The sequence below is a fragment of the Nocardia donostiensis genome, from assembly GCF_002081715.1.
Lineage (GTDB): Bacteria > Actinomycetota > Actinomycetes > Mycobacteriales > Mycobacteriaceae > Nocardia > Nocardia donostiensis.
Genome location: NZ_MUKP01000026.1, coordinates 43,052 through 60,450, shown reverse-complemented (window position 1 = coordinate 60,450; position 17,399 = coordinate 43,052). Strand labels below are relative to the sequence as shown.

Annotated in this window: 22 protein-coding genes; 18 read left to right on the top strand and 4 right to left on the bottom strand. The window is 66.8% G+C overall.

What is annotated here, in order from left to right:
- Positions 1–13 precede the first annotated feature (13 nt).
- Positions 14–823, bottom strand: a complete 810-nt coding sequence (locus B0T44_RS17430) for an enoyl-CoA hydratase (protein WP_077114299.1) — start codon at positions 821–823, stop codon at positions 14–16.
- A gap of 130 nt (positions 824–953) precedes the next feature.
- On the opposite strand from B0T44_RS17430, the gene B0T44_RS17425 reads away from it, so the two are divergent.
- Positions 954–2,177: a TetR/AcrR family transcriptional regulator gene (locus B0T44_RS17425; protein ID WP_077114301.1), complete on the top strand. Its 1,224-nt coding sequence runs from the start codon at positions 954–956 to the stop codon at positions 2,175–2,177.
- Positions 2,178–2,237: 60 nt separating this feature from the next.
- On the opposite strand, the gene B0T44_RS17420 is transcribed toward B0T44_RS17425, so the two are convergent.
- Positions 2,238–3,764 carry an aldehyde dehydrogenase family protein gene (locus tag B0T44_RS17420; RefSeq protein WP_081512247.1) on the bottom strand — a complete coding sequence of 509 codons (1,527 nt, stop codon included), beginning with the start codon at positions 3,762–3,764 and terminating at the stop codon, positions 2,238–2,240.
- Between the two features lie 273 nt (positions 3,765–4,037).
- Between B0T44_RS17420 and B0T44_RS17415 the strand changes: the two genes are divergently transcribed.
- The 4 genes from B0T44_RS17415 (at position 4,038) to B0T44_RS17400 (ending at position 7,507) form a co-directional block, all read left to right on the top strand.
- Positions 4,038–5,129: an ATP-binding cassette domain-containing protein gene (locus tag B0T44_RS17415; protein ID WP_081512246.1), complete on the top strand. Its 1,092-nt coding sequence runs from the start codon at positions 4,038–4,040 to the stop codon at positions 5,127–5,129.
- Entirely contained in the window at positions 5,126–5,947 is an 822-nt protein-coding gene (locus tag B0T44_RS17410) for an ABC transporter permease (protein ID WP_077114306.1), read from the top strand. The genes B0T44_RS17415 and B0T44_RS17410 overlap by 4 nt, the downstream gene beginning before the upstream one ends.
- Positions 5,944–6,798, top strand: a complete 855-nt coding sequence (locus tag B0T44_RS17405) for an ABC transporter permease (protein WP_077114308.1) — start codon at positions 5,944–5,946, stop codon at positions 6,796–6,798. Before B0T44_RS17410 ends, B0T44_RS17405 begins: the two co-directional genes overlap by 4 nt.
- 121 nt (positions 6,799–6,919) lie before the next feature.
- A complete protein-coding gene (locus B0T44_RS17400; protein WP_217697410.1) occupies positions 6,920–7,507 on the top strand; it encodes a Uma2 family endonuclease in 588 nt (195 codons plus the stop codon).
- Between the two features lie 126 nt (positions 7,508–7,633).
- Here B0T44_RS17400 and B0T44_RS17395 read toward each other — a convergent pair whose 3' ends face one another.
- Positions 7,634–8,845 (bottom strand): lycopene cyclase family protein, encoded by a 1,212-nt coding sequence (locus tag B0T44_RS17395; RefSeq protein WP_077114730.1) that lies wholly within the window; start codon positions 8,843–8,845, stop codon positions 7,634–7,636.
- A gap of 224 nt (positions 8,846–9,069) precedes the next feature.
- Here B0T44_RS17395 and B0T44_RS17390 point away from each other — a divergent pair, with 224 nt between their 5' ends.
- Positions 9,070–10,077: an alpha/beta hydrolase gene (locus tag B0T44_RS17390; RefSeq protein ID WP_077114312.1), complete on the top strand. Its 1,008-nt coding sequence runs from the start codon at positions 9,070–9,072 to the stop codon at positions 10,075–10,077.
- Position 10,078: 1 nt separating this feature from the next.
- Entirely contained in the window at positions 10,079–11,020 is a 942-nt protein-coding gene (locus tag B0T44_RS17385; RefSeq protein WP_077114314.1) for a lipase family alpha/beta hydrolase, read from the top strand.
- Positions 11,021–11,035: 15 nt separating this feature from the next.
- On the opposite strand, the gene B0T44_RS17380 is transcribed toward B0T44_RS17385, so the two are convergent.
- Positions 11,036–11,515 carry a hotdog fold domain-containing protein gene (locus B0T44_RS17380; RefSeq protein WP_077114316.1) on the bottom strand — a complete coding sequence of 160 codons (480 nt, stop codon included), beginning with the start codon at positions 11,513–11,515 and terminating at the stop codon, positions 11,036–11,038.
- 482 nt (positions 11,516–11,997) lie between these two features.
- On the opposite strand from B0T44_RS17380, the gene rpsJ reads away from it, so the two are divergent.
- From rpsJ to rpsQ, 11 genes are read left to right on the top strand one after another with little or no spacing between them, the layout of a single operon-like run.
- Entirely contained in the window at positions 11,998–12,303 is a 306-nt protein-coding gene (gene rpsJ / locus B0T44_RS17375) for a 30S ribosomal protein S10 (RefSeq protein WP_003938093.1), read from the top strand.
- Positions 12,304–12,317: 14 nt separating this feature from the next.
- Entirely contained in the window at positions 12,318–12,983 is a 666-nt protein-coding gene (gene rplC / locus B0T44_RS17370; protein ID WP_077114318.1) for a 50S ribosomal protein L3, read from the top strand.
- On the top strand, positions 12,980–13,669 hold the full coding sequence (gene rplD / locus B0T44_RS17365; RefSeq protein ID WP_077114320.1) for a 50S ribosomal protein L4: 690 nt from the start codon (positions 12,980–12,982) through the stop codon (positions 13,667–13,669). Before rplC ends, rplD begins: the two co-directional genes overlap by 4 nt.
- Entirely contained in the window at positions 13,666–13,971 is a 306-nt protein-coding gene (gene rplW, locus B0T44_RS17360; protein WP_077114322.1) for a 50S ribosomal protein L23, read from the top strand. The genes rplD and rplW overlap by 4 nt, the downstream gene beginning before the upstream one ends.
- A gap of 33 nt (positions 13,972–14,004) precedes the next feature.
- Entirely contained in the window at positions 14,005–14,841 is an 837-nt protein-coding gene (rplB, locus tag B0T44_RS17355) for a 50S ribosomal protein L2 (protein ID WP_077114324.1), read from the top strand.
- Positions 14,842–14,856: 15 nt separating this feature from the next.
- Complete coding sequence (gene rpsS, locus B0T44_RS17350; RefSeq protein WP_030522695.1) at positions 14,857–15,138, top strand: 30S ribosomal protein S19; 282 nt, start codon at positions 14,857–14,859, stop codon at positions 15,136–15,138.
- A complete protein-coding gene (rplV, locus tag B0T44_RS17345) occupies positions 15,135–15,533 on the top strand; it encodes a 50S ribosomal protein L22 (protein ID WP_077114326.1) in 399 nt (132 codons plus the stop codon). Before rpsS ends, rplV begins: the two co-directional genes overlap by 4 nt.
- Positions 15,534–16,331, top strand: coding sequence for a 30S ribosomal protein S3 (rpsC, locus tag B0T44_RS17340; protein ID WP_077114328.1), 798 nt, complete (start codon positions 15,534–15,536; stop codon positions 16,329–16,331).
- Between the two features lie 4 nt (positions 16,332–16,335).
- A complete protein-coding gene (gene rplP, locus B0T44_RS17335; protein ID WP_077114331.1) occupies positions 16,336–16,752 on the top strand; it encodes a 50S ribosomal protein L16 in 417 nt (138 codons plus the stop codon).
- Positions 16,752–16,991 (top strand): 50S ribosomal protein L29, encoded by a 240-nt coding sequence (gene rpmC / locus B0T44_RS17330; RefSeq protein ID WP_039822435.1) that lies wholly within the window; start codon positions 16,752–16,754, stop codon positions 16,989–16,991. Before rplP ends, rpmC begins: the two co-directional genes overlap by 1 nt.
- Positions 16,988–17,263: a 30S ribosomal protein S17 gene (rpsQ, locus tag B0T44_RS17325; RefSeq protein ID WP_077114333.1), complete on the top strand. Its 276-nt coding sequence runs from the start codon at positions 16,988–16,990 to the stop codon at positions 17,261–17,263. The genes rpmC and rpsQ overlap by 4 nt, the downstream gene beginning before the upstream one ends.
- Positions 17,264–17,399: the final 136 nt, after the last annotated feature.

Sequence of the window (17,399 nt, the reverse complement as noted above, 5' to 3'; positions counted from 1 at the left end):
GTTTCCGGCGAAGCTATTCGGTGAATACTGCTTTACGCTTGCCGAGCATCGCGGTCACACCTTCGAGGTAGTCCGGTGACTGCAGCAGCTCGATCTGGCCGGTCTTCTCCGCGGCCAGGGCGGCATCGAGCGATGCGAGCGTGGCCTGGTTGAGGGCCTGTTTGGTGAGTTCGAGGGCGCGGCGCGGGCCGTGGGCGATTTTATCGGCGGCCGCGGTGACGACATTGTCGAGTTCGTCGACCGGCACCACATCGGTAAACAGCCCTGCCTCGTGCGCGGCGGGGGCGGGCAGGCGCTCGCCGAGTAGCGCCATCCGTGCGGCCAGCGGGCGTCCGGCGGCTGCGGCGACCAGGGTGGCGGCCCCGCCGTCGGGCATGAGGCCGATATTGATGAACGCCAGCAGTAGGTAGGCGTCGTCGCTGGCGTAGACCAGGTCCGCGGCCAGCGCAATGCCGACGCCGACACCGGCCGCGGCGCCGCGGATCCGCGCGATCACCGGCACCGGGGCATCGACAATGGCGCGCACCAGCCGGTTCGCGGCGTCCATCACCGCATCGGGAGTGATTCCGCGCTGGGCTTCGGCGGGACCGGAGGCCAGGTCGGCGCCGCTGCAGAAATCACCGCCCGCACCGGTGAAAACGACCACCCGGATCGAGGGGTTGTCGGCTACCGCGCGGAAAGTGTCGCCGAGCGCAACCATAGTGTCGTAGTCGATGGCATTCTTGCGTTCGGGCTTGGTGATCGTTATCCGCAGGATCCGGCCGTCGCGGACGGCGGAAAAGCCCGACACGGTCCGGTCGACCGCGGAATCGTTGTTGACCATATGTGCTCCCTGGGATGCGGTCGGCGCGCGCCGGGTGAGAATCCTCGTTAACATTGCGAATTGTGGTTAACTTAGGTTGACTGGTCCGGCGCTGTCAACCGGCGGCGCCGTCGACAGAACGGAGAGGCACATGGTCGCGGATCGCGCCGACGTCGACCTCGCGCGCCCCAAGGCAGACGAGGGTTCGGGCGACCGATCGGCTCGGCGCAGACCCAAAGACCGCAAGTTGCAGATCATGCGCGCCGCCGCCCGCGCGTTCAGCGAACGCGGCTATTACCCGGTCGGCGTGGACGAGATCGCGGCCGAGGTCGGTATCTCCGGCCCCGCCCTCTACCGGCATTTCGCGAACAAATACGCCCTGCTCGTCGCCGCCGCCGAGGAGGGAGCCAGACATCTGCTGGAGGCCGCGCAGGCCGCGGACGACCCCACCCTCGACGCCGAGCAGCGCCTCGACGCGTTGATCCGCGCGGTCGCCGAACACACCATCGACATCCGGAGCGAGGCCGGGCTCTACCGGTGGGAGCGGCGCTATCTGGAGCGCGCCGACAAGGCCCGCATCAAAACCCTCTACGACGACCTCAACGCCGCCTTCGCCGAGCCGATCGCGCAATTGCGCCCCGACGCGCCCGCCGAGGACGTCGCGCTGCTCGCCGCCGCCGTGCTCAGCACTATCGGCAGCATCTCCGCGCATCGCACCGCCCTGTCCGGTGCCCGCCTGCTGCCGCTGCTGCAACATCTGGCCTGGGCGGTGGCGCGCACCGAGCTGCCGCCCGCCCCCGATGCAGCAGACCCGCCACCGGCCTCGCGTGGTCTGCCGATCACCTCGAAACGTGAACAGCTGCTCACCGAAGCGATCCGGATCTTCGGCAGGCAGGGTTACCACGAGGCGAGTATCGAGGAGATCGGCGCCGCCGTCGGCATCAACGCCTCCAGCGTGTACCGGTACTTCAGCAGCAAATCCGATCTGCTGGCCGCGGCCTTCCACCGCACCGGGGACCGGCTTGCGGTGGCCATCACCGAGGCGCTGGCCGAGGCGACGGGACGTGCGGACGCCGCCGACCGGATCGCCGACCGCTATGTGCGGCTGAGTTTTGCGATGCCGGAGATCATGCCGGTCTATTACGCCGAATTCAGCAATCTGCCGCAATCCGAGCAGCACAAACTGCGGGCCATCCAGCGGCAGAACGTGCTGGAATGGGCGAATCTGCTGGACACCGACCCCACCGAGGCACGCTTCCGTGTGCATTCGGCGATCGGACAGGTCATCGATGTGGGCCGACTGATCCGGTTCGACCCTCGCCGCGAACACATGGCCCGGGTCCATGCCCTGATGATGGCGGTGCTGCTCGGCTGAGCACGGCGCAGACCGGTGCGCCCCCCGCTGGGCTCGCTCCGGGAAGTTCTCGACCGGAATTCAGCCCCAGCGGCCGTGGCGGATACGGAAGATCGCTTTGGTCAACCGCAGCCGGCGCGGGCTCCGTTCGAACGTCCACATGTTCAGTGGGGCGCCGTAACGGTTGCGCGCGATCGACAGCGTCCGACTGAATTCCCGCAGACCGAGCTCACCGTGGCTGTGGCCCTGCCCGTATTCGCCGACACCGCCGAACGGCAGGGCGGGGATCCCCGCGTAGGTGGTGGCGGAGTTGACCGTCACCACGCCGACGCGCAACCGTTCGGCGAAGGTTTCCACCTCGGAGATATCGCGGGTGAACACCGATACCGCGATACCGCGACCCGCCTGGTTGACCCGCCGTACCGCATCGTCCAGATCGGCTGTCTTGTTCACGATCAGCACCGGCCCGATCCCTTCGCCGGTCACGGCCAGGCTCTCCTCGGGCACATCGGCCAGCACTATCGGCTCGATATACGGTTCCCTGATCGACTCCAGTCCGCCGACCACGGTGCGACCGCCGCGGGCGAGGGCGTCGCGCACCTGTTTGCGCACCACCTCGGCCTGCGCCTCCAGGATCATCGGGCCGTAGGCGGCGCGCCGTGCCGCGCCGGGTCGCAGAGCACGCGCCCGCTCGGCCACCAACGCGAGGAACTGGTCGTAGACCGAGGTCGCCACATAGACGCGCTGGATACCGGTGGCGTTCTGGCCCGCGTTGGCCATCGCCCCGAAGACTGCCGCTTCCGCGGCGTCTTCGAGTTTGGCGTCGACGTGCACGATCATCGCGCCCTTACCGCTGTGTTCGACCACCACCGGGGTCATCGACTGCGCACACAGGGCGATCACCTCGCGTGCGCCCGCCTCCGGCCCGGCATAGGCAATTTTGTCGACCTTGGCTCGGCACAGTGCCGCCGCGGTGGAACCGTCACCGGTGACCGCCTGCAGTACCGGCTGGTCCGGCGCCAGCTCCTGCCAGGTCCGGGCCAGCCACACCCCGACGCCCGTGGTCAGCTCATGCGGTTTGAACACCACCGCATTACCGGCCGCCATGGCGTACGCGATGGACCCCATCGGGGTGAAGACCGGGTTGTGCCAGGGACCGAGCACACCGACCACGCCGAGCGGCAGATAACCGACCGACGCCTGCTGATTACGGTTGAGCCAGTTGGAGGCCAGTTTGCGCCTGCCGAGCGCGTGAGCGGCATTACGGGCCGCCCAATCCAGATTCTCGACAGCGAGCATCACCTCGATGGCGGCCTCCGCTTCCGGTTTTCCGGTCTCCTCGCGCAGGATGTCGACCAGTTCGCTCGCGCGTCGCGCGATGATCCGCTTCCACGCCAGCAGCCAGCGTTTGCGGGCGCTGAAACTCGAGCCGGACCACCATTTTTCGGCTGACCGGGCGGCGCGAACGGCGCGAGTCAACTCACCGGCGCCCTGGACGGCATAGCTGCCGACGATTTCCCCGGTGCGCGGGTCGTAGGAAGTGAGCACGCTCGGTCGGCCGGGTCCTCCCGAACGCACCGCCACGGGTGGCTGCGCGGTTTCGGCCATGCGCCCCAGCCTATGGGGCCCCTATCGGGCCGACAAGGCATGAACGCTGCCCGTATGCTGCCACTGCGAGCCCGACCAGCGACGATCACGGCCGCCGATTCGGTTGTGACCAAACGCACATTTGCCGTGCCTGTTATTGGGTACCGGCGGCGGCCAGGGCCGAAACAGCCGGGCCGGTAACATCGCGCCCGGCAGTAAGGATCACCCAACGGGACGCCGAGCCGCGCGTTACCGGCGACCCGTTCGCCCCATCCGGCCGATAGTGGAGAGTTGATGCCGAGTTCGAACCAAGCCGGGTCGTCCGTGCCCACGGCTGGGCCGCCACCAGTGAGCAAGCCCGCCGGCGAGGCCCCTGCCGTCGAAGTAAGGGACGTACGCAAATCGTTCGGCCCGGTGCACGCACTGCGCGGTATCAGTTTCACCGCCGCCCGCGGCGCCGTCCTCGGTGTGCTCGGACCGAACGGGGCGGGCAAAACCACCACCGTGAAGGTCCTGTCCACGCTGTTGCGCCCCGATTCGGGCACCGCCGTGGTCGCCGGGCACGATGTGGTGAAGGATCCGGCCGGGGTGCGCCGCTCGATCATGATGACCGGCCAGTACGCGGCTTTGGACGAAAATCTGTCCGGCCGGGAGAACCTGGAACTGTTCGGCAGGCTGATGGGCCTGAGCAAATCCGCGGCCCGCACACGCGCCGACTCCCTACTGGAGGAATTCGACCTGGTCTCGGCGGGTAGGCGCGCTGTGCGCAACTACTCCGGCGGTATGCGTCGCCGCGTCGATATCGCCTGCGGGCTCGTGGTGCGGCCGGAGGTGGTGTTCCTCGACGAACCGACCACCGGGCTGGACCCGCGCAGCCGCCAAGGCGTATGGGATCTGGTCACCGGTCTGAAGGACCAGGGCATCACCGTCCTGCTGACCACCCAGTACCTCGAGGAAGCCGACGTCCTCAGCGACAACATCATCGTCATCGACAAAGGCATGGTCATCGCCGAGGGCACCGCCGACGAACTCAAGGAGAAAACCGGCGGCAGCTACTGCGAGGTCGTCCCGCTCGACCCCGGCCAGCTGACCTTGGCGGCCGCGGCACTCGGCGATCTGGTGCCCGCCCCGGTGGCCGCGGAACTCGGCGGCGACCGACTGTCCATCCCGGCACCCGACGGACCGGGAACGCTCGCCGAGGCGTTACGCAGGCTCGACGCCGCAGGCATCCCGTTGGACGATATCGCGTTGCGCAGGCCATCCCTCGACGATGTGTTCCTGTCCATCACCGGGCATACCGGCTCGGCGAGCGACGAGACTGAGCGGCCGAGTTCGTTGAGCGGCGAGTCGGCGGGCGCCGCGATACTGCCGGGCGGGCGAGCGTGACCGTCTCCACTACCGGCCCCGGCACCACCCGGACCGACCTGTTCGCCGATCTGCCGCGGGCGCGGCGCACGGCGTTCGCGCAGTGGCGGGCGCTGACCGGGCGCATCATCTGGACCATGGCCACCAAGGGCGAACTGGCCGTCGCGGTGGTCACTCCGCTGGTTTTCACCGTCGGCTTCTATCTGCCGCTGCGCTTCGTGATGAAACTGCAGGGCATCGACTACGCGCAGTTCGTCATGCCGATCATCGTGCTGCAGACCATGGCCTTCACCATGATGTCGAACGCGCAGATATCGGCGTTCGAGGCGCTGAGCGGGTTCAACACCCGATTGCAGACGATGCCCGTCGGCACGTTGGTACCGCTGCTGTCGCGGATCGCGGCAGGAATGGTGCGCTCGGTCACGTCGTTGACCGCCGCTGTCGTCTACGGGCACGTCATCGGTTTCCGGTTCGAGGCAGGTTGGGGGCAGGCGGTGCTGTTCTGCCTGTTTTCGCTGGCCGTCGGCACAGTCTTGGCGATCGGCGCCGACGCGCTCGGCAGCCTGACCAAGAGCCCGGAATCGCTGAGCCAGGCGCTGACCCTGCCGACATTGATCTTCGGGATGCTGTCGTGCGGGTTCGTGCCCGAAAGCGGATTCCCGGAATGGATCCGGCCGTTCGTGCGTAATCAGCCGATCTCGCAGTTCTCCTTCGCATTGCGCGATATGGCTGCCGACGGGGTGAGCTGGCAGGTTCTGTGGGTGCCACTGGTGTGGCTGGTCGGGCTGGCGGCGGTGTTCACGCCGCTGGCGATCTGGGCGAGTGTGAGGCGGGCATGAGTTCTGTCCAGGTGACGGCGGAACCGGCCGTCGGGAAGCATGCGGACCTGCCCGTGGTGGCGGCCAGGTCGGAGAAATCGCCGCAGCTGTGGCTGACGCACAGCCTGATCCAATGCAAACGGCTGCTGACGGCCTGGGCTCGGGACCCGGCGACCACCATCCAAACTCTGGTGTATCCGGCGCTGACGCTGCTGATGTTCCGTATCGTGCTCGGCGATTCGATCACCGCCGCAACCGGTAAACCGAGCGTCTACGGCACCGTTCCGCTGATCACCCTTGTCGCCGCTATGTCCGGTGCCGTGGTGAGCGCCCTGGGCTTCAAAACGGAGAAGATCACCGGCCTGCTCGGCCGGTTCTGGACCATGCCGATACACCGCGCGGCCGGCCTCACCGGACGGCTGCTCGCCGAGGCCATCCGGGTGCTGATCACCACGCTGTTCGTGCTCGCGGTCGGCTATGCGATCGGGTTCCGGTTCGGTCAGGGGCCGCTCGCGGCGCTCGCGCTCATCGCTATCCCGGTCATGTTCGGGATAGGTTTCGCGGTGTTCGTTACGGCCCTGGCCACGGCGACCGAGGGGGTGGTGCTGGTCAATCTGATCGGCATGATCAGCACCCTGCTGATGTTTTTCAACTCCGGTTTCGTGCCCGTGTACGCCTACCCCACCTGGTTACAGACGGTCGTCGGGAATCAGCCGATGAGCTGCGCGATCGAGGCGATGCGCGGGTTGTCCTACGGCGGTCCTGTCGCCGAACCGCTCACCAAATCCGTGCTGTGGACGCTGGGGATGATCATCGTGTTCGCCTATCCCGCGATCCGCGGCTACCGCAAGGCCGCCGAGAACGGAGCCTGAGCCGGCACGGCTGTGGACAACTCCACCGCAGGGGGGTGACCTGGCATAACGGCGGACTCGGTGCGGTTGTCCCGCCGGGTCCGCCCGTATGCTTCAGGTACCAGACGAGGGAGGTGTCGCAGTGACCACAGCCACCGCACCCGAGCCGCGCGATCCGGCCGATGTGCTGCTGGAAGGGTTCCACGCGCTGGAGACGCCTGAGGGGTTCCGGGCCGAGCTGATCGAGGGGGAGATCATAGTGACACCACCACCAGGCGGGACGCACGAAGGAAATATCGCCTCCGTGGTTCGGCAGGTGATGCGGAATTCCGCCACCGAAACCGATTTCTCCGGAAACAAGGGGCTGGTCCTGGACCGTGGCGGCCTGTGCCCGCGGAACCATGTGATTCCCGATGGGGTATTCGCCCCGGTCGGCGCGTTCCGGGACGAGCCACCGTGGATGCCGTGTGCCCCCGTGATCTTGGTAGTCGAGGTGACCAGCGACAACCCCGACCGCGACCGCAAAACCAAACGGTATTGCTACGCACGCGCCGGGATACCGCTGTATCTACTGGTGGACCGCCGGGAAAGAACAGTGACCTTGTTCAGCGAGCCCGGCGGCGCGGGCGACCTGGTCGACTACCGCCAGGACGTGCGGATGCCCTTCGGTAAACCGGTCGACCTACCAGAACCGTTCGCGTTCCCCCTGGACACTGCCGACTTCGGCTGAGCAGCACTCCCTGAACGGCGCAGTTGTCGCTCGAGCCTGCGACGGTGAACGGCACACTCCCTCCGGCGCTCGAGCAGGAGCGATGGCGGCGCGACCTCGCGCACCACGATCTGTGGTTCGGCGGATTCAGTGCTCGGCCGGATCCGCAGAAGCGGTTTCCGCACGGGAATCGGCGGGCGCGAAGGGGTAGCCGACCCACCGATTGCGGTTGGTCCAGCCCACCAGGTCGTAGCGCCAGCGGAACGGCCAGGTGTGCGCGACGGTGTTGAACAGCACCACGCCCAGCGCGGCGTAATCGTCGTGGGCCGACAGCAGCGCCCGCTGGCCCCGCGGCGAGGCGGAGAAGAACGCGTCGAACATGGCGATGGACTGTTCGGTGGTCAACCGGCCCAGCCCGAACAGGCCCCGCATCCGCATCCAGTAGACGAGTCGCGCTCGCCACGGCCACAGCGCCTCGACCGGGTCGGCGCCGGACTGGATCGCCGCAATAGCGGTATCGGCCAGCGCCAGCGAATCCGCCACGCTGTACCCGGTTGCCGGGTGCATCATCCCGCCGCGCGAGCCGAACGGAACCACCCGCCCGGTGCCCTTACGCGGGGGTGGCTGATCGAGCGGATAGTGGGCCGCCTCGCTCGGTTCGGTGCCGGTGAGCCGGATACCGTGCGCGGCGAGCCGGTTCAGTGTCCGCTTACGCAGTTCGTGCTGCGGCATACCCCCACGCAACCCGAGGCTGGTCTCCTCGAAGATCACGGTGCCGTCGCCCAACGGCACCGCGTACAGGAACGATGGGGGCTCGCCGGGCCCGGCGCCGTTCTCCGGCCGCCAGTCCAGTAGCAGGCCCTCACCCTCGGCCACCATCGGAGCAGCGGTTTCGGCATCGACGAAGATGCCGTGCGCGCTCGCCGCCCGCCGCGCACCCAGGGTGGGCAGCCCGCGCGCGTCGACCACAACGCCCGCGCTGATGCGGGTGCCGTCGGCGAGTTCGACCGTATGTGCGTCGACCCGGGTGGCCCGGCCCGCGTGGACGGTCGCGTCGTCCAGCGCAAGCGCCGCATGCAACCCCGGTTTCGACAGCACACAGTAGGGGCGCTCGATCCGATGCCGGGTTTTGGTCCACACCGTCGGTGCGGGAATCCGGCTGGCGATGACCTCGGCGGGCAACCACTCCGGTAGTTCGTCCACCCAGCAGGAGAACGTCGGTGGCCACAACCGGTCCGGTCGCGGATCGACCGCGGCGACCGACAACCCGGCCACCATGGCACGATGCGCCAGCGCGCGCCCGGCCGGGCCCAGACCCACCACGCACACATCGACATCCCGGACCGCGCTCACTGCCATGCAGGCATTCAAGCCGCTGCGCTCAGCGGAACGCAACCGCCGGCGGGCCTGGAATCGATGTGATCGCGTTCGGGCGTTCAAGTGTTACGCTGCTGCCCGAACAATTCCGATTTCCGCCGAGCGATTTCCGGCGATGCCCCCAGTTCTGTTGGCCCAACAATTCCAGTCGTGAAACGTGTTGTGCCGCAACATAACGTGATTGTCCTATGCGAAGAAGGGACATCATGAGGGGTTTCCACCGCCGCAGGCTCGGTGTGTTCGCCGCAGCGGTCATCGCACTGGGCATCTTTCCGGCGCAGGCTGCGGCCGCGCCCGGCACAGAAACCGAAACATCGCTCGTCGCGGTACAGGAGCACGATCCGCGCCATGTCACGCTCACCGTCCATGCCGCCGCGATGGACCGGGATATCGAGGTGCGGATCCAGCGCGCGGCCGATACCAGCGAGCCGCGGCCTGCGCTGTACCTGCTGCTCGGTGCGGGCGGCGGCGTCGACGGGACCACCTGGGGCACCGAAACCGATGCCCTGCAGTTCTTCTCGGATAAGAACGTGCATGTTATCGAACCGATCGGCGGGATGTTCAGCTATTACGCGGATTGGCGGCACGACGACCCGCGCCTGGGCAAACAGAAGTGGAAGACCTTCCTCACCGAGGAACTGCCGCCGGTGATCGATGAATTCCTCGGTACCAACGGCCGCAACGCGATCGCCGGGTTCTCGATGTCGGGCACCACCACACTGTCACTGGCCGCCACCACCGGTGATCTGTATTCGAGCGTCGCCGCCTACAGCGGATGTGCCCAGACCAGCGACCCGGTGGGTCGGGAGTTCGTCCGCCTCACCGTGGAGGAATGGGGTTGGGCCGAGATGGACAATATGTGGGGTCCGCCGGGGGATCCGGAATGGGCGGCGAACGATCCGTACGTCCAGGCGGAAGGATTGCGTGGAAAAGCGATCTATATTTCCTCGGGAACCGGCGTGCCTGGCCAATATGACGTGTACGGCGGTGAATACTCGTTGGATGGTCCTTGGGGTTTTGCGAATCAAATTGTGCTCGGCGGAATTATCGAGGCCGCGACCAACTACTGCGCGCACAATATGCGTGACCGGCTGAACGAGCTCGGAATATCGGCGCATTACAACTTCCCTCCCGTCGGCACCCACACCTGGGGTTATTGGCAGGACGCGTTGAAGGGTTCCTGGCCAGTGCTTGCCGCTCCCCTGGGGATATGACATGGGGATACGGCAACAGGTTGCGCGGCTGGCGAGTCTGTTGGCAGCCGTCACGGTCGGCGCGGTCGCATTCGCCGCGCCGAGCGCAGCAGAACCGGTGTTCCCGCTGCTGGCCGGCGCCAACAACCCTGCCTGCGTGCCGTCCGGCGGGTACGAGCCGGTCCTGCTGGTGCACGGTTCGGGAACCGACGCCGTGCGCAGTTTCGCCGCCTACGCTCCTGCCCTGCACGCCGCGGGTCACTGTGTGTTCGCCGTCAATCTGGGACGGGGCCCGGCCCTGATCGAAGCGGTGAGCGGCCAGGCGGGTTCGTCGGCGGGTGCGGGACCGATCGGCGCCGCTCTGCTCGGGAACACGGTCTGGGGTGTCGCCGATATCGTCGAGATGGCAGGCGGACTAGGGGACGCCGTTCAGGCTGTCCGTGACCGGACCGGCGCCGCGAAGGTGGCGCTGGTCGGCCATTCCACCGGCGGCACGGTGATCCGCACCTACCTGCGGGAGCACGGCGGCGCCGCCGTGTCCTCGGTGGTCACGCTCGGCTCGCCCTACCGGGGCACCACCTGGGCCGGGCTGCGGGAGATATATCCCGATCTGGCTACCCTCGGGCTGACCGAAGCGCAGATCGCCGCACAGGTCTTCGGTCTTCCCGGCAGGCAGCAGGCGGTGGGTTCGCCGCTGCTGAACCGGTTGAACGCGGTGGGGGAGACGGTGCCCGGGGTGCGCTACACCGCGATCGCGTCGCGCGCCGATACCGTGATCACTCCGCCGGACACCGCGCTGCTGACCACCGCCGAAGGCGGTAACCGCAATATCTGGTTGCAGGACGGCTGCCCCGGCAACACTGCCGATCACGGCGGTCTGCTCGGCGACGAACGGGCAATTGCCCTGGTGGTTGCCGCACTCACCCCCGAAGGCGAGTCGGTCCCCACCTTGCCGTGCAATTGAAACGTTATGGGAGCGTTACTGTTTGGGTGTCACCCAGGTGGTGATGTCGGCGTGCACGACTTCCGTCCCGCGCTTGTCGTAGATCGACACCGGCACGATCAGTTCCCGGCCTTCGGTGAACTCGCCGAAATCCGGTGTTTCCGGCAGTTGTGCCACTGCTCGCAGCCCCGTCTCGGCCTTGGCGAGGTATTGCACGTTCATCGCCTTGGGGATCCACCGGTGGGTGGCCGGGACGGTCGCCTCGCTGAGCATGCCCATCGCCACTTCGGCGAGGTTGCATGCGGCGATGGCGTGGAAGGTGCCCAGATGGTTGTGGATGCCGAACCATTTGGGTGCCCGTACCTCGCACAGACCCGGTTCCAGTCGCGTCACGGTGGGTAGCACGGTGCCGAAGTAGGGCACCCGCGCCACCATGCCCAGCGAGAACAGGGCGTGCCCGAGCCGGTTGTCCGGCAGTTTCGTCCAGCTGCGCAAAGTCGCGGTCGCGTTCGTCATAGACCGATCTTACTTGTCGGTAAGTTGAGTATGGGGGAAACTGGCCGTGCGGCTGGCCGGGTCTGTCGATCCGCTCTCGAGCGACCCGCCACCCCCGATTTGATGTGCTCGCAGCTCTCGGGCATACTGTTCGGGTTGCCTTGACCCGGGTAGTGCGAGTTTCCTGATGAAGCGGCGTTGCCGGGCCTGGTGAGCAGAACCCAATCATGTACCCCACCGATGCGGTGCGGGTACGTCCGGGACGGTATTCCGACAGCCTTACAGGGATGTGTATTCCAGGGCCGAGGAATGAGCGGCCGAGCGACACGCCCGACCGCGTGGACCGGAGAACCATGACAGATGAACAGCGGCGAGGATCGGGCGTGCCCCGGTCGTGGTCTCCATTGAGACGTCTTCGTGTGTTCGGGCTGTGCAAATAGGGTGGTACGGATGCCTGACCGGTTTCCGGACCACGAACGAAAGCGGAGAAAAGGACACTTAGCGTGGCGGGACAGAAGATCCGCATCAGGCTCAAGGCCTATGACCACGAGGCGATCGACGCGTCTGCGCGCAAGATCGTCGAGACGGTGACCCGCACCGGTGCCCGGGTCGTCGGGCCGGTGCCGTTGCCGACCGAAAAGAACGTGTACTGCGTCATCCGTTCGCCGCACAAGTACAAGGACTCGCGCGAGCACTTCGAGATGCGCACGCACAAGCGGCTGATCGACATCCTCGACCCGACGCCGAAGACGGTCGACGCGCTGATGCGCATCGATCTGCCGGCCAGCGTCGACGTCAACATCCAGTGACGGGGACTCGAGACATGACTGACAACAAGAACAGGCCCGCGGCCGGAATCCTCGGCACCAAGCTCGGCATGACCCAGGTGTTCGACGAGAACAACCGCGTCGTCCCGGTGACCGTTATCAAGGCAGGCCCCAACGTGGTCACCCAGATCCGGACCGAAGAGCGCGACGGCTACAGTGCCGTGCAGCTCGCCTTCGGCGCCATCGACCCCCGCAAGGTGAACAAGCCGGTCTCCGGCCAGTTCGCCAAGGCCGGTGTCACCCCGCGCCGTCACGTCGCCGAGATCCGCGTCGCCGACGCCTCCGGCTTCGAGGTCGGCCAGGAGCTGTCCGCCGACGTCTTCGAAGAAGGCACCTATGTCGACGTGACCGGCACCAGCAAAGGCAAGGGTTACGCGGGCACCATGAAGCGTCACGGCTTCCGCGGCCAGGGCGCCAGCCACGGTACGCAGGCTGTGCACCGCCGCCCCGGCTCCATCGGTGGCTGCGCCACCCCCGGGCGCGTGTTCAAAGGCATGCGGATGGCAGGCCGGATGGGTAACGACCGCGTCACCACGCAGAACCTGTCGGTCCACAAGGTGGACGCCGAGAACGGCCTGCTGCTGATCAAGGGTGCGATCCCGGGTCGCAAAGGCGGCGTCGTGATCGTCAAGAGCGCCGTGAAGGGTGGTGCGCACGCATGACCAGCTCCGCAGTGAGTACGGAGAAGAAATCCGCCAACCTCACCCTCCCGGTGAAGGAAATCGGCGGTAAGACCAGCGGCACCGTCGAGCTCCCCGCGGAGATCTTCGACGCGACCGCCAATATCGCGCTGATGCACCAGGTGGTCGTCGCCCAGCTCGCCGCAGCGCGGCAGGGCACGCACTCCACCAAGACCCGCGGCGAGGTCCGCGGCGGTGGCAAGAAGCCGTACCGGCAGAAGGGCACCGGTCGCGCCCGCCAGGGATCGACCCGCGCACCGCAGTTCACCGGCGGTGGCACCGTGCACGGCCCGAAGCCGCGCGACTACAGCCAGCGCACCCCCAAGAAGATGGTTCGCGCCGCGCTGCGTGGCGCGCTGTCGGACCGGGCGCGTAACGAGCGGATCCACGTGATCAGCGAACTGGTCGCCGGGCAGACCCCATCGACCAAGACCGCGAAGACCTTCCTGGCGGAACTGTCGGACCGGAAGAAGTTCCTGCTGGTCCTCGGCCGTGAGGACATCGCAGCGTGGAAGAGCGCGCGGAACCTGGAGCACGTGCACACCATCGCGCCGGATCAGCTCAACACCTACGACGTGTTGGAGAGCGACGAGGTCGTGTTCAGCGTGGAGGCACTCAATGCTTTCGTGCACGGCCCGGCTGAGGCTGCACAGGAGGAGAGCAAGTGACCACCATCGCCGACCCGCGCGACATCCTGCTGGCGCCGGTGATCTCGGAGAAGTCCTACGGGCTGATCGAGGAAGGCACCTACACCTTCCTGGTCCACCCGGACTCGAACAAGACGCAGATCAAGATCGCCGTCGAGAAGATCTTCGGGGTGAAGGTCACCAGCGTCAACACCGCCAACCGTCAGGGCAAGCGCAAGCGGACCCGCTTCGGTTACGGCAAGCGCAAGGACACCAAGCGCGCGCTCGTGACCATCTCGGCCGACAGCAAGCCCATCGAGATCTTCGGAGGCCCGGTCGCGTAAGCGCCCGGAAGTCCAGAAAGCAGAGAAGAACTCATGGCAATCCGTAAGTACAAGCCGACAACCCCGGGCCGCCGCGGGTCGTCTGTCTCGGACTTCGCCGAGATCACCCGGTCGACCCCCGAGAAGTCGCTCATCCGCCCGCTGAGCAAGAGCGGTGGCCGCAACGCCCACGGCCGGATCACCACCCGGCACCGCGGTGGCGGTCACAAGCGTGCCTACCGGCTGATCGACTTCCGCCGGATGGACAAGGACGGCGTACCCGCCAAGGTCGCACACATCGAGTACGACCCCAACCGGACCGCCCATATCGCGCTGCTGCACTACCGCGACGGCGAGAAGCGCTACATCATCGCCCCCAAGGGCGTGGTGCAGGGCACCCCGATCGAATCCGGCCCGACCGCGGATATCAAGCCCGGCAACAACCTGCCGCTGCGTAATATCCCGACCGGTACCACCGTCCACGCCGTGGAGCTGCGGCCCGGCGGCGGCGCCAAGATGGCCCGCTCGGCCGGTTCCAGCGTCCAGCTGCTCGGTAAGGAAGGCCCCTACGCCACGCTGCGTATGCCCTCCGGTGAAATCCGCCGCGTCGACGTGCGCTGCCGCGCCACCGTCGGCGAGGTCGGCAACGCCGAACAGTCGAACATCAACTGGGGCAAAGCGGGCCGGATGCGCTGGAAGGGCCGCCGTCCCACGGTTCGTGGTGTCGTGATGAACCCCGTCGACCACCCGCACGGCGGTGGTGAGGGCAAGACCTCCGGTGGTCGCCACCCGGTCTCGCCCTGGGGCCAGCCGGAAGGCCGCACCCGCAAGCCCAACCGTCCCAGTGACAAGCTCATCGTCCGCCGCCGTCGTACCGGCAAGAAGCGCTGAAGGAGGAGGTAAGAAATGCCACGCAGCCTCAAGAAGGGCCCGTTCGTCGACGACCACCTCCAAGCGAAGGTGGACGTGCAGAACGACAAGGGCACCAAGCAGGTCATCAAGACCTGGTCGCGTCGTTCGACCATCACCCCGGACTTCATCGGTCACACCTTCGCCGTCCACGACGGCCGTAAGCACGTGCCGGTGTTCGTCTCGGAGAACATGGTCGGGCACAAGCTCGGTGAGTTCGCACCGACCAGGACGTTCCGGAGCCACGTCAAGGAAGATCGGAAGAGCAAGCGGCGATGACGACTGATATTCAGAATCCGACTGCCCGCGCTACGGCGAAGTACGTTCGCGTCACCCCGATGAAGGCTCGTCGAGTGGTGGACCTGGTCCGCGGCAAGCGGGTCGAAGACGCCCTCGCCCTGCTCAAGTTCGCGCCGCAGGCCGCGAGCGAGCCGGTCGCCAAGGTCGTGGCCAGTGCCGCGGCGAACGCCGAGAACAACCTCGGCCTCAACCCCGACACCCTGGTCATCTCGACGGCCTACGTCGACGAGGGCGCCACCATGAAGCGGTTCCAGCCGCGCGCCCAGGGCCGGGCGTTCCGTATCCGCAAGCGCACCAGCCACATCACCATCGAGGTCGAGAGCGTCCCCACCGCCGGTGGCACTCGTGGCCGCCGGAAGGGAGGGGCAAAGTAAATGGGACAGAAGATCAACCCCCACGGCTTCCGCCTCGGTATCACCACCGACTGGAAGTCCCGTTGGTACGCCGACAAGCAGTACTCGGACTACGTCAAAGAAGATGTGGCGATCCGTAAGCTGCTCAGCACCGGCATGGAGCGGGCAGGTATCTCCAAGGTGGAGATCGAGCGCACCCGCGACCGGGTTCGCGTCGACATCCACACCGCGCGTCCTGGCATCGTCATCGGCCGCCGCGGCGCCGAGGCCGACCGTATCCGCGCCGAGCTGGAGAAGCTCACCGGTAAGCAGGTGCAGCTGAACATCCTCGAGGTCAAGAACCCCGAGTCGGATGCGCAGCTCGTTGCCCAGGGTGTGGCCGAGCAGCTGTCCAACCGTGTCGCGTTCCGTCGCGCGATGCGCAAGGCCATCCAGTCGGCCATGCGGTCGCCGAACGTCAAGGGCATCCGGGTGCAGTGCTCGGGCCGCCTCGGTGGCGCCGAAATGTCTCGCTCGGAGTTCTACCGCGAGGGCCGGGTGCCGCTGCACACGCTGCGCGCCGACATCGACTACGGCCTCTACGAGGCCAGGACCACCTTCGGTCGCATCGGTGTGAAGGTCTGGATCTACAAGGGCGATATCGTCGGCGGCAAGCGTGAGCTGCCCGCCCAGAGCGCTCCGGCCGGGGATCGCCCGCGCCGGGAGCGGCCGAGCCGCCCGCGTCGCTCCGGTTCCACCGGTACCACTGCGACCAGTACCGAGGCCGGGCGCGCCGCCACCGCGGTGGCCGACGCACCGGCGGAAAAACAGGAGGGCTGACGCCATGCTGATGCCTCGTAAGGTCAAGTACCGCAAGCAGCATCACCCGAGCCGTACCGGTATCTCCAAGGGCGGCACCTCGGTGGCGTTCGGTGATTTCGGTATCCAGGCGCTCGAGCCGGGCTACGTCACCAACCGGCAGATCGAGTCGGCGCGTATCGCGATGACCCGCCACATCAAGCGTGGCGGCAAGATCTGGATCAACATCTACCCGGATCGCCCGCTCACCAAGAAGCCCGCCGAAACCCGCATGGGTTCCGGTAAGGGTTCGCCGGAGTGGTGGGTTGCGAACGTCAAGCCCGGCCGGGTGATGTTCGAGATGAGTTTCCCGAACGAGGAGATTGCGCGCGAGGCGTTGCGCCGTGCGATGCACAAGCTCCCGATGAAGTGCAGGATCGTGACGAGGGAGGAGCAGTTCTGATGGCTACTGGAACTCCGGCCGCAGAGCTCCGCGAGCTGACCGAGGAGGAGCTCGTCTCCCGCCTGCGTGAATCGAAGGAAGAGCTGTTCAACCTGCGCTTCCAGATGGCGACGGGCCAGTTGACCAACAACCGTCGTCTGCGTGTGGTGCGTCACGAGATCGCGCGTATCTACACGGTCATGCGTGAGCGTGAGCTCGGTCTGGCCACCGGACCCGCTGATAAGGGAGATGCGGCATGAGCGACGAGAAGGTGACCGAGGTGCGCGGCCGTCGTAAAGTGCGGATCGGCTACGTCGTTTCGGACAAGATGAACAAGACGATCGTGGTGGAGCTGGAAGACCGGGTCAAGCACCCGCTCTACGGCAAGATCATCCGCACCACCTCGAAGGTGAAGGCGCACGACGAGAACGAGATCGCCGGTATCGGCGACCGTGTGCAGCTGATGGAGACCCGCCCGCAGTCGGCCACCAAGCGGTGGCGGCTGGTGGAGGTCTTGGAGAAGGCCAAGTAAGCCTTCTACTCGGCTGGCAGTCGTTGTTCGAAGGCCCGCTTCCCGTTCGGGAGGCGGGCCTTCGGCGTTTCCGAATCCGGGCTGTATCGGGAAACCGAGCGGTGAACGGCCGGACTTCCGTGGCTCAGCGGTGGTG

Excerpts from the sequence above, each read along its gene's own strand:
- B0T44_RS17390 (WP_077114312.1), top strand. The coding sequence starts at position 9,070 with ATGAGGGGTTTCCACCGCCGCAGGCTCGGTGTGTTCGCCGCAGCGGTC.
- B0T44_RS17420 (WP_081512247.1), bottom strand. The coding sequence starts at position 3,764 with ATGGCCGAAACCGCGCAGCCACCCGTGGCGGTGCGTTCGGGAGGACCC.
- rpsQ (WP_077114333.1), top strand. The coding sequence starts at position 16,988 with ATGAGCGACGAGAAGGTGACCGAGGTGCGCGGCCGTCGTAAAGTGCGG.
- rpsC (WP_077114328.1), top strand. The coding sequence starts at position 15,534 with ATGGGACAGAAGATCAACCCCCACGGCTTCCGCCTCGGTATCACCACC.
- rplP (WP_077114331.1), top strand. The coding sequence starts at position 16,336 with ATGCTGATGCCTCGTAAGGTCAAGTACCGCAAGCAGCATCACCCGAGC.
- rplD (WP_077114320.1), top strand. The coding sequence starts at position 12,980 with ATGACCAGCTCCGCAGTGAGTACGGAGAAGAAATCCGCCAACCTCACC.
- rplB (WP_077114324.1), top strand. The coding sequence starts at position 14,005 with ATGGCAATCCGTAAGTACAAGCCGACAACCCCGGGCCGCCGCGGGTCG.
- B0T44_RS17405 (WP_077114308.1), top strand. The coding sequence starts at position 5,944 with ATGAGTTCTGTCCAGGTGACGGCGGAACCGGCCGTCGGGAAGCATGCG.
- B0T44_RS17395 (WP_077114730.1), bottom strand. The coding sequence starts at position 8,845 with ATGGCAGTGAGCGCGGTCCGGGATGTCGATGTGTGCGTGGTGGGTCTG.
- rplV (WP_077114326.1), top strand. The coding sequence starts at position 15,135 with ATGACGACTGATATTCAGAATCCGACTGCCCGCGCTACGGCGAAGTAC.
- rplC (WP_077114318.1), top strand. The coding sequence starts at position 12,318 with ATGACTGACAACAAGAACAGGCCCGCGGCCGGAATCCTCGGCACCAAG.
- B0T44_RS17385 (WP_077114314.1), top strand. The coding sequence starts at position 10,079 with ATGGGGATACGGCAACAGGTTGCGCGGCTGGCGAGTCTGTTGGCAGCC.
- B0T44_RS17425 (WP_077114301.1), top strand. The coding sequence starts at position 954 with ATGGTCGCGGATCGCGCCGACGTCGACCTCGCGCGCCCCAAGGCAGAC.
- B0T44_RS17430 (WP_077114299.1), bottom strand. The coding sequence starts at position 823 with ATGGTCAACAACGATTCCGCGGTCGACCGGACCGTGTCGGGCTTTTCC.
- rpmC (WP_039822435.1), top strand. The coding sequence starts at position 16,752 with ATGGCTACTGGAACTCCGGCCGCAGAGCTCCGCGAGCTGACCGAGGAG.
- rpsS (WP_030522695.1), top strand. The coding sequence starts at position 14,857 with ATGCCACGCAGCCTCAAGAAGGGCCCGTTCGTCGACGACCACCTCCAA.
- B0T44_RS17380 (WP_077114316.1), bottom strand. The coding sequence starts at position 11,515 with ATGACGAACGCGACCGCGACTTTGCGCAGCTGGACGAAACTGCCGGAC.
- B0T44_RS17415 (WP_081512246.1), top strand. The coding sequence starts at position 4,038 with ATGCCGAGTTCGAACCAAGCCGGGTCGTCCGTGCCCACGGCTGGGCCG.